General features: G+C 59.8%; 16 protein-coding genes. 10 read left to right on the plus strand and 6 right to left on the minus strand.

The annotated features are described in order from the left end of the window. Positions 1-101 precede the first annotated feature (101 nt). A complete protein-coding gene (locus tag Q8K08_RS03335; protein ID WP_304796992.1) occupies positions 102-293 on the plus strand; it encodes a CsbD family protein in 192 nt (63 codons plus the stop codon). Positions 294-352: 59 nt separating this feature from the next. On the opposite strand, the gene Q8K08_RS03340 is transcribed toward Q8K08_RS03335, so the two are convergent. After that, positions 353-1,108: a sulfite exporter TauE/SafE family protein gene (locus Q8K08_RS03340; protein ID WP_305249201.1), complete on the minus strand. Its 756-nt coding sequence runs from the start codon at positions 1,106-1,108 to the stop codon at positions 353-355. 172 nt (positions 1,109-1,280) lie between these two features. Here Q8K08_RS03340 and mdh point away from each other — a divergent pair, with 172 nt between their 5' ends. From mdh to Q8K08_RS03360, 4 genes are all read left to right on the plus strand, one after another. Beyond that, positions 1,281-2,243: a malate dehydrogenase gene (mdh, locus tag Q8K08_RS03345; protein ID WP_305249202.1), complete on the plus strand. Its 963-nt coding sequence runs from the start codon at positions 1,281-1,283 to the stop codon at positions 2,241-2,243. Between the two features lie 268 nt (positions 2,244-2,511). After that, on the plus strand, positions 2,512-3,123 hold the full coding sequence (locus Q8K08_RS03350) for a DUF1285 domain-containing protein (protein ID WP_304797042.1): 612 nt from the start codon (positions 2,512-2,514) through the stop codon (positions 3,121-3,123). Next, the gene (locus Q8K08_RS03355; protein WP_304797044.1) at positions 3,124-3,900 is read left to right on the plus strand and encodes a hydroxypyruvate isomerase family protein; all 777 of its coding nucleotides are present in this window, start codon (positions 3,124-3,126) and stop codon (positions 3,898-3,900) included. Between the two features lie 82 nt (positions 3,901-3,982). Next, a complete protein-coding gene (locus tag Q8K08_RS03360) occupies positions 3,983-4,168 on the plus strand; it encodes a zinc-finger domain-containing protein (RefSeq protein WP_304797046.1) in 186 nt (61 codons plus the stop codon). Positions 4,169-4,391: 223 nt separating this feature from the next. On the opposite strand, the gene Q8K08_RS03365 is transcribed toward Q8K08_RS03360, so the two are convergent. Further along, positions 4,392-4,733, minus strand: coding sequence for a hypothetical protein (locus Q8K08_RS03365; RefSeq protein WP_305249204.1), 342 nt, complete (start codon positions 4,731-4,733; stop codon positions 4,392-4,394). Between Q8K08_RS03365 and polA the strand changes: the two genes are divergently transcribed. After that, positions 4,732-7,542, plus strand: coding sequence for a DNA polymerase I (polA, locus tag Q8K08_RS03370; RefSeq protein ID WP_305249276.1), 2,811 nt, complete (start codon positions 4,732-4,734; stop codon positions 7,540-7,542). The two genes, Q8K08_RS03365 and polA, sit on opposite strands and share 2 nt — an antisense overlap. A 112-nt stretch (positions 7,543-7,654) precedes the next feature. Here the strand turns inward: polA and Q8K08_RS03375 are convergent, their stop codons facing one another. Further along, positions 7,655-8,026 (minus strand): HIT domain-containing protein, encoded by a 372-nt coding sequence (locus Q8K08_RS03375; protein ID WP_304801306.1) that lies wholly within the window; start codon positions 8,024-8,026, stop codon positions 7,655-7,657. Positions 8,027-8,045: 19 nt separating this feature from the next. Further along, a complete protein-coding gene (locus tag Q8K08_RS03380; RefSeq protein ID WP_304801309.1) occupies positions 8,046-9,623 on the minus strand; it encodes a DUF5928 domain-containing protein in 1,578 nt (525 codons plus the stop codon). 141 nt (positions 9,624-9,764) lie between these two features. Here Q8K08_RS03380 and Q8K08_RS03385 point away from each other — a divergent pair, with 141 nt between their 5' ends. Both Q8K08_RS03385 and Q8K08_RS03390 read left to right on the plus strand, forming a co-directional pair. Beyond that, the gene (locus Q8K08_RS03385) at positions 9,765-10,583 is read left to right on the plus strand and encodes a sulfotransferase family protein (protein WP_304801335.1); all 819 of its coding nucleotides are present in this window, start codon (positions 9,765-9,767) and stop codon (positions 10,581-10,583) included. A 76-nt stretch (positions 10,584-10,659) separates the two neighbouring features. Next, positions 10,660-11,427: a hypothetical protein gene (locus Q8K08_RS03390; protein WP_304801311.1), complete on the plus strand. Its 768-nt coding sequence runs from the start codon at positions 10,660-10,662 to the stop codon at positions 11,425-11,427. Here Q8K08_RS03390 and Q8K08_RS03395 read toward each other — a convergent pair. Then, positions 11,360-12,343: an adenosine kinase gene (locus Q8K08_RS03395; RefSeq protein WP_305249205.1), complete on the minus strand. Its 984-nt coding sequence runs from the start codon at positions 12,341-12,343 to the stop codon at positions 11,360-11,362. The two genes, Q8K08_RS03390 and Q8K08_RS03395, sit on opposite strands and share 68 nt — an antisense overlap. Beyond that, positions 12,340-12,984 (minus strand): endonuclease III, encoded by a 645-nt coding sequence (gene nth, locus Q8K08_RS03400; RefSeq protein WP_304801338.1) that lies wholly within the window; start codon positions 12,982-12,984, stop codon positions 12,340-12,342. The genes Q8K08_RS03395 and nth overlap by 4 nt, the downstream gene beginning before the upstream one ends. A gap of 106 nt (positions 12,985-13,090) precedes the next feature. Between nth and Q8K08_RS03405 the strand changes: the two genes are divergently transcribed. Continuing rightward, positions 13,091-13,951, plus strand: coding sequence for a bifunctional helix-turn-helix domain-containing protein/methylated-DNA--[protein]-cysteine S-methyltransferase (locus Q8K08_RS03405; protein WP_304801316.1), 861 nt, complete (start codon positions 13,091-13,093; stop codon positions 13,949-13,951). A gap of 116 nt (positions 13,952-14,067) precedes the next feature. Next, entirely contained in the window at positions 14,068-14,724 is a 657-nt protein-coding gene (locus tag Q8K08_RS03410) for an OmpA family protein (protein ID WP_304801318.1), read from the plus strand.

Below are 14,724 nucleotides of genomic sequence, written 5' to 3' on the forward strand. Positions count from 1 at the left end.
CCAAGACCGGCTTTCAACTTTTTCTGCGGCTGCTCGGAACCTCTTTCAAGCCCGTCGCGTTGATCAAGCATACAACGTCACACTTATGGAGGGAATGAACCATGAGCAGCACGACCGACAAGATCAAAGGCATGGCGAACGAGGCATCTGGCAACGTGAAGCAGGCCGTCGGCAAAGCGACCGACAACCCGAAATTGCAGGCCAAGGGCATTGCACAGGAGCGTAAGGGCGAAGCCCAACAAGCGCTTGGCGAAGCCAAGGACACTGTAAAAAAGACCATCGACAAGATCTAAGTCGCTGGCGATCGGCTTTCCTCAAGGCCGGAAAAGGGTGCCCCTGTGGCACCCTTTTCTTATGCGCCCAAGCCTCCCGACACCCCGTCCCAGATCAGTTTCGCCGACAGAGCCAAAAGCGCCCATGTGACAAAACGGAAAAACGCGGCCTCTGGCAGCCACTTCACCAGCTTTACCCCCAGAAACACCGCCGCAGCTGCCACCGGCATCAGCACCACGGCCACCTTTAGATTGGTCGGGCTCAGCTGCCCCAGATGCCAATAGGGCACCAGCTTCACCGCATTCAATATGGCAAAGGCAATGGTCGAGGTGCCGGCAAAAACCGTCTTGGTCATCCCAAGCGGCAGCGTGTAAACCTGATAGGGTGGCGCGCCGGAATGGCTCACGAAACTGGTGAACCCGGTCACAGACCCCCACAACAGCCCCGGCCCCACCCGCGCAGGCCTTGGCGCCACAGGCCCCTTTCGCCGCAACAGCAGGTTCAGCGCAAAGACAAAACCGATGCCCCCCACCAGCGCCGTCACCGCCCATGCAGGCACCAGTGTGGCCGTTGCCCAGCCCACAACCACGCCGGCCACCATTCCCGGCACTAGAATTGCCAGCACCCGGCGGTCAAAGGCATGGCGATAGGCGTAAAGGCCGAACATATCCGACAGCACATAAACCGGCAGCAAAAGCCCCGCCGCAGTGACCGGATTGACCACCAGCGCCAGCACAGGAACCCCCAGCATACCGACAGCTGGCAGACCGCCCTTGCTCATCCCCACCAGCACTGACGCGATCACCGCCGCCGACCAGAATGCCGCACCCTCCATCTACGCCTCCCCTTTGCGCAAAGGGTTAGCGCAAACAAACAGGCTTCGCCAGCCACTCACCGGCCTTTCGGCACACAGTTGCATACAATGAAGGCCAACGACCGCTTGCCAGAACAGCCGCAAGGGGCTAGGCCATGGCGCGACTCATTCCACCAGACGGGAGACCTGACCCATGGCACGACCCAAGATTGCCCTTATCGGCGCTGGCCAGATCGGCGGCACGCTCGCACACCTCGCAGCGATCAAGGAACTCGGTGACATTACCGTGTTCGACATCGCCGAAGGCACCCCTCAGGGCAAGGCGCTGGATATCGCGCAATCCGGCCCGTCCGAGGGCTTTGACGCTGTTCTCAAAGGCACCAACTCCTATGAGGATATCGCCGGCGCAGACGTTTGCATCGTCACCGCAGGTGTGCCCCGCAAGCCGGGCATGTCGCGCGACGACCTGCTGGGCATCAACCTCAAGGTGATGAAATCCGTGGGTGAGGGCATCAAGCAGCATGCCCCCAACGCGTTTGTCATCTGCATCACCAACCCGCTTGACGCGATGGTCTGGGCGCTGCGCGAATTCTCGGGCCTGCCACACAACAAGGTCGTCGGCATGGCTGGCGTGCTCGACTCTGCCCGCTTCCGCCACTTCCTGTCGGTAGAATTCAACGTCTCGATGCGCGATGTCACCGCATTCGTGCTGGGTGGCCATGGCGATACCATGGTGCCGCTGATCCGCTATTCCACCGTTGGCGGCGTGCCGCTGCCCGATCTGGTACAAATGGGCTGGACCACGCAGGAAAAGCTCGACGCCATCGTGCAGCGCACCCGTGACGGCGGCGCCGAAATCGTCGGCCTGCTGAAAACCGGCTCGGCGTTTTATGCGCCCGCGACCAGCGCCATTGAGATGGCTGAAGCCTTCCTCAAAGACCAAAAGCGTCTGCTGCCTTGCGCCGCTTACGTGGACGGCGCCCTTGGCCTGAACGGCATGTATGTGGGCGTGCCCACTGTCATCGGTGCGGGCGGTGTGGAGCGTGTGGTCAACATCACGCTGAACAAGGACGAACAGGCGATGTTCGACAAATCGGTCGACGCTGTAAAGGGTCTGGTTGAAGCCTGCAAAGCGATCGACCCGACGCTGGCCTGATCGCCACGGCAGTCAAAATCAAACGCGCGCCTTGCAAGGGGCGCGCGTTTTGCGTTGATACCTTTCGCGTAACGAAACGGTGAAAGACTTTGAAGCTGCATCTGGCCGCAAAAGTGCCGCAGCGTGTTGTCATGTCACGCAAAAAATGTATGCCACAGGGCAGGATCAGACCATGATCGGAACCCGTTGTGGTAAAAGCCTGCAGTCATGCATACATAAAACTCTCCGCATTTGACGTATTGTGCCGAAAATGAGAACAGGTCTCCCCATGCCCAACACTCCGAAATCGCAAACGGTGGCAGATACGCGTGTCGTGGTGTCACCCGATGGGCTGTCCGCGACCCTTGCGGCATTGCCGAAAAAAGGGCCGCCCCCGGTGCATTTGTGGAACCCGCCCTATTGCGGCGAAATGGACATGCGGATCGCCCGTGACGGCACATGGTTTCACGAGGGCACACCGATTGGCCGGGTCGCGATGGTCAAGCTGTTCTCGTCGATCCTGAAACGCGAAGGGGATCGCTTCTATCTTGTGACCCCGGTGGAAAAGGTCGGCATTCAGGTCGATGACACGCCATTTCTGGCGGTGGACCTTTTGGCCACCGGAGCGGGCCGTGACCAGAACCTGACCTTTAGCACAAAAACCGAAGATGAGGTACTGGCCGGACCAGACCACGCCATTCGCATCACCCTTGACCCCGCAACCGCAGAACCGGCCCCCTTTGTCCACATCCGCGGCGGGATGGAGGCGCGGATCGACCGCAAGACATTTTATCGGCTGGTTGATCTGGGAACGCAGGAAGATGTTGACGGCACCCCATGGTTCGGCGTTTGGTCAGCGGGCGTTTTCTTTCCCATGACCCGATCGGCTGACTTGCCCTGAATGCCCCGATTTGCCGCCAACCTGACGATGCTGTTCACCGAGGTGCCCAGCCTGCACCGACCCGAACTGGCGGCGCAGGCCGGGTTTGACGGTGCCGAAGTTCTGTTCCCATATGATCACCCCGAAGCTGACTGGGAACGCGCGCTGGCGGGCCTGCCGCTGGCACTGATCAACACGCCACCCGGCAACTGGTCGGCGGGGGATCGTGGCTTTGCCGCGGTTCCGGGGACAGAGGACATATTTCGCGACGGATTCTTGCGTGCGGCCGCCTTGGCGACACGTCTGGGTGCCGAACGGGTGCATGTGATGGCAGGAGTCGCCAAAGGGCCGCAGGCCGAACAGGTCTACCGGGAAAATCTTGCATGGGCAGTGCAGCAGGCCCCCGATTTGCGCCTGACGGTAGAGCCGATCAACCCGGACGACATGCCCGGCTACTTCCTGAACGACTTTGATCAGGCAGCCCGCATTCTGGACGATCTGAACAGCCCGCAAATTGGTCTGCAATTCGACGTCTGGCATGCCGCGCGCATCCATGGCAACGCCACCGCCGTATGGCACGCGCACCACGACAGGATCAGCCATGTGCAGATCGCAGGCTTCCCATCGCGCAATGAACCGGGCGGCGGGGGCTTTGACCTGCCCGCCATGTGCAGTGCGCTGGATGCCGGGGATGGCAGCATTTGGGTATCGGGCGAATACCGACCCGCGCGCGCTACCGTGCATGGGCTGATGTGGCTTCAGGCGCTGAAATCGCGCAACCAACCGATTGGCGACTGACGCCTTCGGGCCGCGTGTCTCCCTTGCCCGCGCGGTGGTTTGCCGTATGATGCGGACGCAGCAAAACCACAGGATTCCAGCCATGACCACCAACGCACCCGAAACCCAGATCGTCACCACCTGGAAAGTTTGCTGCGACGGCGGCGAAGGTGCCCTGGGCCATCCGCGCGTCTGGCTGACCATTCCGCAAGACACCGGATTTGTCGAATGCGGCTATTGCGACAAGCGGTATGTGATCGACCGTGAGCACGCCCACGGCGATCACTGAAAACCAACCGCTTTGGGCTTGGCGACGCAGTGCCGTGCTCGCTTGACCAATCGCTCACGCGTGTTCAGCTGATCGGGATATCGAAACTGCCGCATTTCATCACGGCCTCGGCGCTGGGGTTCCCATCGCGGAAATACTCCAGCACATGCATGCCCGACCAGCTTTGAACCACCTCTTCTCGGTTGCTGATCCCCTTGCCAAGCGCCGTGCCTATGTATTCATCCTAATAGAAATAGATCACCGTCGCGCTCATCCCGTCGTCACAGACCACATTGGCCTGTCCAGTGCCAAAAGCGTTGCGGCTGGTCCAATCCCCCGCACAGGTCGCCCCGTCATTGACCACCCCGGCCAAAGTCCCCTCGCCGCGACCAAAGGCACGGCCATGAAACCAGCGCCCCTGCTCTCCGATACAGGCAAGAATACGGACGCAATTCGCACCATCATCCGTCATCGGACACAGATCGACCTCGGCAAAGACCGGGGTGGCGGCAACAAGCAAGGGTGGCAGCAGACGCAGGAACATGGCAAGACTGACCTCAAATCGTATGACGGGGAGTTTGACCATGGGCGCGCAGTTCGGCAAGGGGCACCATCTGCATCTGATCGACGGATCGGCCTATATCTTTCGCGCCTATCACGCACTGCCCCCCCTGACACGCAAATCAGATGGCCTGCCGGTGGGGGCTGTCGCCGGGTTTTGCAACATCCTCTGGGGTGAGCTGACCAAATCAGGGCGCGAAGTACCGACCCATATTGCGGTGATCTTTGACTATTCTTCCAAAACTTTCCGCAACGACATCTACCCAGCTTACAAAGCCAACCGCCCAGAGCCGCCCGAAGACCTGCGCCCGCAGTTCCCGCTGACCCGCGACGCCACCCGCGCCTTCAACGTCGCCTGCATCGAGATCGAAGGGTTCGAGGCCGATGACATCATCGCCACCCTCGCGCGCCAAGCGGTCGAGGCGGGCGGCGCCTGCACCATCATCTCCTCCGACAAAGACCTGATGCAACTGGTCGGAAACGGTGTGCGGATGCGGGATCCGATGAAAGACAAGACCATCGACCGCGATGAGGTGATCGAGAAATTCGGCGTCGGGCCAGAACGTGTGGTCGATGTACAGGCACTGGCTGGCGATTCGGTCGACAACGTGCCGGGCGCGCCGGGGATCGGGCTGAAAACCGCAGCCCTTTTGATCAACGAATACGGCGATCTGGAAACCCTGCTGGACCGCGCAGCCGAGATCAAGCAACCCAAGCGCCGCGAGGCCCTGATCGACAATGCCGATCTGATCCGCATTTCCAAACGCCTTGTCTCGCTGGACTCCCAAGTGCCGCTGGACTTCGGCCTCACCGATCTGGACATGCGCGACCCAGACCCGGAAACCCTGATGACCTTCCTGCAAGAGATGGAGTTTCGCACCCTCACCCGCCGCGTATCAGAGCGGCTAAAGGTCGAGGCCCCCGCCCTGCCCGAAGCCCCCGAAAAGCAAGCCGCCACCCCCGAACGCCTGCCCTTCGATGCAAGCCACTATGAGCGGGTCGACACCCTGCCTGCCCTTCACGCCTGGGCAGACCGTATCCACGAGGTCGGCCATGTTGCGGTAGATACCGAAACCACCAGTCTGGACGAGATGCGCGCCGAACTGGTCGGCATCTCGCTCTGCGTGGATGCGGGCCGCGCCTGCTATATCCCCATCAGCCACAAACAGGGCGGCGGCGATCTGTTCGGCACAACCGATCTGGTGCCGGGGCAGTTGCCGCTGGATGACGTGCTTGCGGTGCTGAAACCAATCCTCGAAGACCCGGCGATCCTGAAAATCGGCCAGAACATGAAATATGACTGGAAGATCTTCGCCCGCATCGGGGTGACGGTCGCGCCGATCGAGGACACCATGCTGATGTCGTCGGCCATGTATGCGGGCCTGCACAATCACGGCATGGACACGCTGTCAGAAACCTACCTCGGCCATACACCCATTCCGATCAAGCCTCTGCTTGGCTCGGGCAAATCGGCCATCACCTTTGACCGGGTGGCGATTGATGATGCAGTGAAATACGCCGCCGAAGATGCCGACGTAACCCTGCGCCTGTGGCAAAACTTCCGCCCAAACCTGCACCGCACCCATGTGACGACGGTGTATGAAACGCTGGAACGCCCGCTGGTTCCGGTGCTGGCCCGCATGGAAATGCACGGCATTCAGGTTGATCGCGACACGCTCTCACGCATGTCCAACGCCTTTGCCCAGAAAATGGCCGGACTGGAGGATGAAATTCAGACCCTCGCAGGCGACAAGTTCAACGTAGGCTCCCCCAAGCAACTGGGCGAGGTGTTGTTTGACAGGCTGGCCCTGCCCGGCGGCACCAAAGGCAAGACCGGGGCCTATGCCACCGGGGCCGATATTCTCGAAGACCTGACCACGCTGGAAGACACCCACCCAAAGGGTGCGCAACTGGCCGCCCGCGTGCTGGACTGGCGGCAGCTGTCAAAGCTTAAATCCACCTATACCGACGCGCTGCAAGACCACATCAACCCAGAAACCGGGCGGGTGCATACGTCTTACTCGCTGGTGGGGGCCGTCACCGGGCGGTTGTCCTCAACCGACCCAAACCTGCAAAATATTCCGATCCGGACCGAAGAAGGTCGCCGCATCCGGGAAGCCTTCGTCGCACCCGCAGGCCGCGTGCTTGTGTCGCTCGACTATAGCCAGATCGAGCTGCGCATCCTCGCCCATGTCGCCGACATCCCCTCGCTGCAGCAGGCGTTCAAGGATGGCATCGACATCCATGCGCTGACCGCATCGGAGATGTTCAGCGTGCCTTTGGATCAGATGACGCCAGATATCCGCCGCCGCGCCAAGGCGATCAACTTCGGCGTGATCTATGGCATCTCCGGCTTTGGCCTTGCCCGCAACCTGCGCATCCCACGCGCCGAGGCACAGGGCTTCATCGACCGCTATTTCGAACGCTTCCCCGGAATAAAGGAATACATGTCCGAAACGATCAAATTCGCCCAGGATAAAGGCTATGTCCAAACCCTGTTCGGTCGCAAAATCCATACACCCGAGATCAACGCCAAAGGCCCCACCGCAGGCTTTGCCAAACGCGCCGCCATCAACGCCCCAATCCAAGGGACCGCCGCAGATGTAATCCGCCGCGCCATGATCCGCATGCCGGATGCGATCAAAGAACTCGACGCCAAGATGCTGCTGCAGGTGCATGATGAACTGCTGTTCGACGTGTCCGAAACCGACGCAAACGAACTGACCGCTCGTGCAAAAGCAGTGATGGAAAGCGCGCACCGCCCGGTTCTGACGCTCAAGGTGCCGCTCACGGTCGAATCGGGTCAGGGCAAGAACTGGGCTGCGGCCCACTGAACCTGCCCGCCACCAAATGGGCTCCGCCCCTCGGCTTCGCCTCGAGCCGGAGGCAACCCGAGGAGACGCGCGCGACGAGATAAAAAGAGTGCGGCGCAGCCGCGCATTCAGATCAGACCGGCTCGACCAGACGGCCCAGGATACGGCCGCCCAGAATGTGCAGGTGGTAATGCGGCACTTCTTGCATACCATGCGTTCCCGCATTGGTTATAGCGCGGTAGCCCTCGGCCCCGGTCAGACCCAGCATCTCGCAGATCTGGGCACAGGCGCGGTGGAAATCGACCAGCTCCTCGGCCGGTGCCTTGGCCGCAAACTCGGCAAAATCCACATAAGCCCCTTTCGGGATGACCAGTACATGCACCGGCGCTTGTGGTCCGATGTCGTGAAACGCCAGCGTGTGCGGGGTTTCCAGCACCGTCTTGTTCGGGATTTCACCGCGCAAGATACGGGCAAAGACGTTGTTGGGGTCATAGGGTGTTTTCATTGGATCAGTCCACAAAAAGTCAGTCCACAAAAAGATAGTCAGTGCCCGCAATATCACGAGCCTTTTCTACCGGGATATCAAGAAATTCGGCCAGGGGTGTGGTGTTTTCATCGATGCTGGCCGACTGACGAATGCGGTGAAAATCCTTGAACCCGGCATCGCGCAACCGGTCAGATTCAAACTTCACATCATAGCGGATCGTCGGCAGCAGCCTGTCGATGGTTTCCTGTGGGGTCCGGTCGCCGGCAAGACCAACCCGCCGGGCATGGCCGATCAGGTAGTCATCGGTAAAATCACAGTCGATTTCCAAAAGCCGCACCGTCGCCTTATCATTGTAGAAATCCTGCATCAGATCGACATTCGCCGGGTCAATGCACAGCACCAGTTTATCGGTTTCCCAATAGTCGAACAGCATCCGCACCAGCGCCCGGCGGTGGCGGGTCCGCTTTTCCAGCGTGTTCTGAATGCCGCCCAAATCGGGCAATTCGGTATTATCTTCGTTGAACAGATATTCGATGGCTGGCATGTTTGTCACTTGCCGCACCCGGTCCACCAGTCGCTTGGCCACATGCCATTTCTTGCAGGTTACCATCATCAGCTGCCGTTCACGCCCGACGGTGCTTTCACGCTCCCAAAAGCGCGGGGCAAAGCGGCGACCGATCCGGCCACGTCCGGTCAGAAACTTGAACAGACTTCGCCCTTCGTTCGAGATCTGAAAGCGCACGCTCTTGGTCGTGTAGAGCTTGCCCAGCCGTTCCTTCAGATCCGTGGCCTGAGGGCTGATTTTACGCGCAAAGATGTAATCCTGGCTGAGCAAAAGATCAAAGTGGTCATTGTAGAAGGTGACCGGCATGCCGTAATCGGTGAACATCAGAAATGTCAGACTGCGGCAGCGGATGTCTTGTTCTGGCACCAGATGACGCACCAGCGTCTGAAAGAATGTCTCGTCCGGGATCCACGTTGTACGGAAAAAACGCATCACGTCACGTCGACGGTCGCTGAACTGCAGGATCTGTTCAATCGTGCGGCGACGCAGGCACCACCATTGCGATCCGATCTGCATCTGGATATCGGCGGGCACCTTGCGCGTCAGGCCCAGTTTGCGCTGCCAGTCCATCGAGCGATAGAACCACTCTTTTTGTGTGCGCTCGTTGAAGTAGTGTCGAAAGACAAGCCGTTCATCCCGGATGCCGGTTTTGATCCAGTCCGAGTTGAAAAAATCGACGCTTTCAACGTAATCCACATCCTCACGATCAAGAAAATCATGCGTATATTCCGCTGATTTGATCGGCATGCAGTCGCCCGACAGCATGTAAAAATGCGTCGCGCGCGTAAATGCCTCGACCGCTGCGCGCACAGCAAGCAAGGTCGCCTCGACAAGACTCCATTCCCCCCAGCCACATTTGACCCGCCGTTTTGCAAAAACGACGGACGGGTTGGCGGAAAGCTCTGCCTTAATCCGGTCAAAATCGCTCTGACGGGCATTGGCATCGAAGTGTATCGCGACGAAATCACCACCAGCCGTCAACCGTTCCGCCTGAGCAATAATGCCATCAGGGTCTTTGTGGGTCAGAAGGATGTAGGCTATTCTTGCCATATTGGCGACGATCCCCGAGGCGGCTGACTCACTGTTTCTCTAAATAGCTTTATCACACATTGAAACGACAGAGTTTTTTTGCGACTCTGGGCGTAAGAATGCACTGGGTAGCCAAGCCCGGCAGAAATGGAGCGGTTTGATATGGGATTTCCCGGCACATGGATGACAGAAAGTGAAAGCATGGTGTACCGGGTAGTCCCGAAATGCGCCTGTTCGACCATTGGTCAGATCATGTTCTATTCTGACCACGGCGAATTTTTCGACGGCGACATCCACGATTCGAAAAAGGGCCTGCACAAATGGGCGCAAGATGACAGCCAGCCGCTGATCGAACGCAATGTGAAGGGGCACAAATCTTATGCCTTTACCTGCGTGCGCAACCCGTATCAGCGTATCCTGTCATCATTTTTCGACAAGATCTGCGGCATCCAGCGCAATGGAAAGCGCTATCGCGGCAATCTTGTGCCGCAACTGGCGCAGAAATACGGGATAGAGGTCGGCAGCCCCGAGGATAATTTCGACTTTGACCAGATCAAAAGCTTTCGTCGCTTCCTTTTGTTCGCGCGCGACACCATCCGCTGGCGCAAACCGATGGAGCCGGACATCCACTGGTCGGCCATGTCGGGGCATATCTCGACATTCATCGTCAACGGCGGGCGCTACGACCACATCTTTTTCACCGAGATGTTCAACGATGGCATGCAGGTGGTGCTGGACCAGACCAAACACAAGCATGCGGTTGATCTGAAAAAAATTCCGCGGTTTAATGAGAGCGAAGGGCACGGGCCCAAGCGCGCGCATCCGGTTGAAGATTATTTCGACGACCTGTCGCGGCATCTGGTCTGGGAAATCTACAAGCGGGACTTCCAGCTGTTCAAATATGATTTCGACAATCCGGGCAACAAGCTGCCGGTTGGCCAGATTGATCTGGAGGAAGTTCACGCGAAACTGGGCGACTGATTTTTTTCATCGCCCGTGTCATGGCTTTGTGGCCCGACCGCTCTAGTTTGCTGCACAGCAGAAAACGAGGCGTCTGATGCGGACAGTGATTATCATGGGGTCAGGCCCCGGCGTTTTGGCCGCAGCTGCCATGCCAAAGGGCGACGCCCATCTGGTGGCAATCAACAATGCTTGGCAGGTGCGCCCCGACTGGGATGCGCTGATCCACCCAGAGGATTTTCCGGTTGATCGGCGCCCAACCAGCCTGCACCCCGGCCAAAGCGTCGTGACCTCTGCCGAGTATGTTCCCTTGCAAAATGCGCTTGGCGGGTTTGTCTATGCCGGCGGCACCATGGCGTTTACGGCTGCCTATTGGGCACTGCGGGCGCTGCACCCCAAGGTGATTGCGATGGTCGGCTGCGATATGGTCTATCCAGCAAGCGGCCCCACACATTTTTATGGCACCGGCACGCCTGACCCGTTGCGGGATGATATCACCTTACGCTCGCTTGAAGCGAAATCGGCGCGGTTCATGGTGCTGGCGGCGCGCGCAGGCTGCGCGGTGGTGAACCTGTCGAATGCGCCCGAAAGCCGTCTGATCTATCCGCGCACCACGCGCGACGCGCTGCCCAATCAACACCCGATGGCCTTTGACGCCCGCCTGACCGAAGCCGCCCTGCACCGCGAAGCGGAACTGGGCTATGTGGTGCCCTCGGGCAAATACTGGAAAGAGGCCGACCGCTTTGATCCAGCCGAGATTGACCGGGTCGATGCGATGTGGCTGCGGGCGGCTGGGTTCAGATCAAGCCTTCGCGCCGGAACAGCGCTTTCAGATCCGCCTCGGGCCGCGCACCGAAATGGCTGATGACCTCTGCCGCCGCCACACAGCCCATGCGGCCTGATGTGGCAAGGCTTTGACCGGTGGCCATGCCATAGATAAACCCGGCGGCAAACTGGTCGCCTGCACCGGTTGCATCAACAGGTACAATCCGTTTGACCGGGGCCACGGCCTGTTCATCACCGCGCACCAGAATAACGTCGTGACCCGACCGGGTGCAGACCACCAGCCCGCAATCCTGCGCGGCCTGCGCAAGTGCGGCTGACAGGTCGGTCTGATACAGCGATTCCCATTCGTGTTCGTTGCCGATCACATAATCCAGCTCTTTGACCAGACGGCGGAAATCGTTGCGGTGACGGTCCACGCAAAAGGGGTCTGACAGGGCGATCCCCGCTTTGCCACCGTTGGACCGGCACAACTGCGCCGCCCGCTCAAACGCCTGCTTGCCTTTGGGCTTGTCATACAGATAGCCTTCAAGAAACAAGATCTCAGCCTGCCCGGCCACATCATCGGCCACATCGTCGGGCCCAAGCTCGGACGAGATCCCCAGATAGGTGTTCATCGACCGCTCACCATCGGGCGAGACAAAGATCATCGAACGCGAGGTCGGCAGTTCACCCCCCGGCACGGGTGGGTTCACAAAGCTGGTGCCGTTGTCGTCCATCGACTTGGCATAGAACCGGCCGAGAGCATCATCATGCACCCGCCCGATAAAGCCAGTGGTCAGCCCCAGATTGCCCAAGCCAGCCAATGAATTGGCCACCGATCCGCCCGGCGCCTGCTTGCGGTCTTTCATCGCGGCGTACAGCAATTCACCGCGCTCCCGCTCAACCAGTTGCATGATACCTTTTTCAATGCCCATCAGTTCCAGAAAACTGTCATCCGACTGCGCGAAGACATCCACGATGGCATTGCCGATCCCGACAACCTGATACGTTTTCATTCAGATTTTTCCTCGTAAAGGCACCATTCCCGGATCGGGCAGATACCGCATTTTGGTTTGCGCGCAACGCAGATATACCGGCCATGCAGAATAAGCCAGTGATGTGCGTGGTGCTGAAACTCGGCCGGCACGTTGTCTTCAATCGCGCGTTCGACCACGTCAACATCACGACCGGGGCAGATGCCAGAGCGGTTGCCAACGCGAAAGATATGGGTATCCACGGCCTGCGCAGGCTGGCCAAACCACATATTCAGCACAACATTGGCCGTCTTGCGCCCGACACCCGGCAAGGATTGCAGCGCGGCCCGGCTTGATGGCACCTGACCGCCGTATTGTTCATGCAGGATCTGGCTTAGCTTGATGACGTTGCGGGCCTTGTTGCGGAACAGGCCGATGGTCTTGATATGGTCCATCAACCGCTCTTCGCCCAAAGCCAGCATCTTGGCAGGGGTGTCGGCAATGGCGAACAGCGCGCGCGTGGCCTTGTTCACGCCCACATCGGTCGCCTGCGCCGACAATGCCACTGCCACCACCAAGGTGAATGCGTTCACATGTTCCAACTCGCCCTTCGGCTCCGGCTCCGCCTGTTGGAACCGGGTAAAGATCGCGCGCATTGCGTGGTAATCAAGTTGCTTGGCCATAGGCGTTTGCACCACAATCCGCCCCATATCGCAAGCGTGCAAAGCCGCAGGAAACGGGTCGTAAAGCCACACCTCTGGCCGTAAGGATAAGGACAAGGAGAATGCCATGTCAGACCTGTCCCCAGACTATCATTACAACGTCATCAGCCGCGCGCTGCGCGAGATTGACGCCGCCGGGCCGGGGCTGACGCTGGATGCGCTCGCCGCCCGCATGGGGATGAGCGCGGCCCATTTCCAGCGCGTGTTCTCGGCATGGGTCGGGATCAGCCCGAAGCGCTACCAACAATATCTGGCCCTGGATCATGCCAAGACCCTGCTGGCCACCCGCCACACCACTCTTGCCGCCGCCGATGGTGCAGGCCTGTCCGGGTCAGGCCGTCTGCACGATCTGTTCCTGACGTGGGAAGCGATGACACCGGGCAATTTTGCCCGCGCGGGCGAGGGCCTGACCATCCGACATGGCTGGTTCGACAGCCCCTTTGGCCGCGCCATCGTCACCGGCACAGACCGCGGCATCTGCGGCATCGGCTTTGCCGCCGAAATGGGCGATGAGGCAGCCTTGGACGACCTGCTGCGCCGTTGGCCAAAGGCGCAGTTTACGCATGACCCCGAAATGCTGCGCCCTTGGGTGCTGCAAGCCTTTGGCGCACGTTCCGGCCAGAACGCGGACACGCCGCTGTTCCTGATCGGTGCACCGTTCCAGATCAAGGTGTGGGAGGCGCTGCTGCGCATCCCCTCGGGCCATGTGACCACCTATAGCGACATCGCTTGCGTCATCGGCCACCCAAAGGCTGTGCGCGCGGTTGGCACCGCCGTCGGGCGCAACCCGATCAGCCTGCTGATCCCCTGCCACCGTGCATTGCGCAAAAGTGGCGCTTTGGGCGGCTATCACTGGGGCCTGCCGGTCAAACGCGCCATACTCGCCCATGAATCCGCGCGTACCGACGCTGCCAACACCGCAACGTGATGCGCGGAAATTTGCGCAAGACGTATGGGAACTGTATGGATACAGCCTGCGTTGTTATATTGCGCAAGCAGTGCGCGGCTCCGGCCGGCAAGCATAGTATTCATGAGGCGGCAGAAATGACCTTCAAGACCCCCCTTCTTTTCTCCGCGGCATCGCTTCTGGCGCTGACCGCATGTGTTGACCCCAACGCATACCCCGACAATCCGAACGCCCGTACGCAACAGGGCGCCATTATGGGTGGTCTGGTCGGCGCGGCGGCTGGTGCAAGCTCGGGTGGCAGTGACCGCTTTGGCAAGGCCGTGGTTGGCGGTGTGATCGGTGCGGCAGCAGGCGGCGCTATTGGTGCCACGCTTGACCGGCAGGCCGCAGAACTGCGTGGCTCGATCAACAACCCCAACGTGACCGTCACGAACAACGGACAGTTCCTGACGGTAAACCTGCCGCAAGACCTGCTGTTCGCGGTAGACAGCACCGCATTGCGCCCTGACCTGCGCTCTGATCTGGGCAGCGTTGCAACCAGCTTGATGCGCTATCCCAACAGCCGGATCGAAGTGATCGGCCACACCGACAACACCGGGTCGGCTGCCTATAACTACGACCTGTCCCAGCGTCGCGCGGTGGCTGTGTCCAGCGTGCTGACCCAAAACGGTGTTCCATCGGGCCGCATCACCAATATCGGTCGCGGCTTTGACCAGCCCGTTGCGTCGAATGCCACAGCACAGGGTCGCGCACAGAACCGTCGTGTTGAAATCATCATCCGCCCAACCCAGTAA

Source organism: Pseudotabrizicola sp. (genome assembly GCF_030684215.1).
In the GTDB taxonomy this organism is placed as follows: Bacteria; Pseudomonadota; Alphaproteobacteria; order Rhodobacterales; family Rhodobacteraceae; genus Pseudotabrizicola.

Bases quoted from the DNA above. Each gene is read 5' to 3' on its own strand.
- Q8K08_RS03335 (WP_304796992.1), top strand. From the start codon at position 102: ATGAGCAGCACGACCGACAAGATCAAAGGCATGGCGAACGAGGCATCT.
- Q8K08_RS03340 (WP_305249201.1), bottom strand. From the start codon at position 1,108: ATGGAGGGTGCGGCATTCTGGTCGGCGGCGGTGATCGCGTCAGTGCTG.
- mdh (WP_305249202.1), top strand. From the start codon at position 1,281: ATGGCACGACCCAAGATTGCCCTTATCGGCGCTGGCCAGATCGGCGGC.
- Q8K08_RS03350 (WP_304797042.1), top strand. From the start codon at position 2,512: ATGCCCAACACTCCGAAATCGCAAACGGTGGCAGATACGCGTGTCGTG.
- Q8K08_RS03355 (WP_304797044.1), top strand. From the start codon at position 3,124: ATGCCCCGATTTGCCGCCAACCTGACGATGCTGTTCACCGAGGTGCCC.
- Q8K08_RS03360 (WP_304797046.1), top strand. From the start codon at position 3,983: ATGACCACCAACGCACCCGAAACCCAGATCGTCACCACCTGGAAAGTT.
- polA (WP_305249276.1), top strand. From the start codon at position 4,732: ATGGGCGCGCAGTTCGGCAAGGGGCACCATCTGCATCTGATCGACGGA.
- Q8K08_RS03365 (WP_305249204.1), bottom strand. From the start codon at position 4,733: ATGGTCAAACTCCCCGTCATACGATTTGAGGTCAGTCTTGCCATGTTC.
- Q8K08_RS03375 (WP_304801306.1), bottom strand. From the start codon at position 8,026: ATGAAAACACCCTATGACCCCAACAACGTCTTTGCCCGTATCTTGCGC.
- Q8K08_RS03380 (WP_304801309.1), bottom strand. From the start codon at position 9,623: ATGGCAAGAATAGCCTACATCCTTCTGACCCACAAAGACCCTGATGGC.
- Q8K08_RS03385 (WP_304801335.1), top strand. From the start codon at position 9,765: ATGGGATTTCCCGGCACATGGATGACAGAAAGTGAAAGCATGGTGTAC.
- Q8K08_RS03390 (WP_304801311.1), top strand. From the start codon at position 10,660: ATGCGGACAGTGATTATCATGGGGTCAGGCCCCGGCGTTTTGGCCGCA.
- Q8K08_RS03395 (WP_305249205.1), bottom strand. From the start codon at position 12,343: ATGAAAACGTATCAGGTTGTCGGGATCGGCAATGCCATCGTGGATGTC.
- nth (WP_304801338.1), bottom strand. From the start codon at position 12,984: ATGGCCAAGCAACTTGATTACCACGCAATGCGCGCGATCTTTACCCGG.
- Q8K08_RS03405 (WP_304801316.1), top strand. From the start codon at position 13,091: ATGTCAGACCTGTCCCCAGACTATCATTACAACGTCATCAGCCGCGCG.
- Q8K08_RS03410 (WP_304801318.1), top strand. From the start codon at position 14,068: ATGACCTTCAAGACCCCCCTTCTTTTCTCCGCGGCATCGCTTCTGGCG.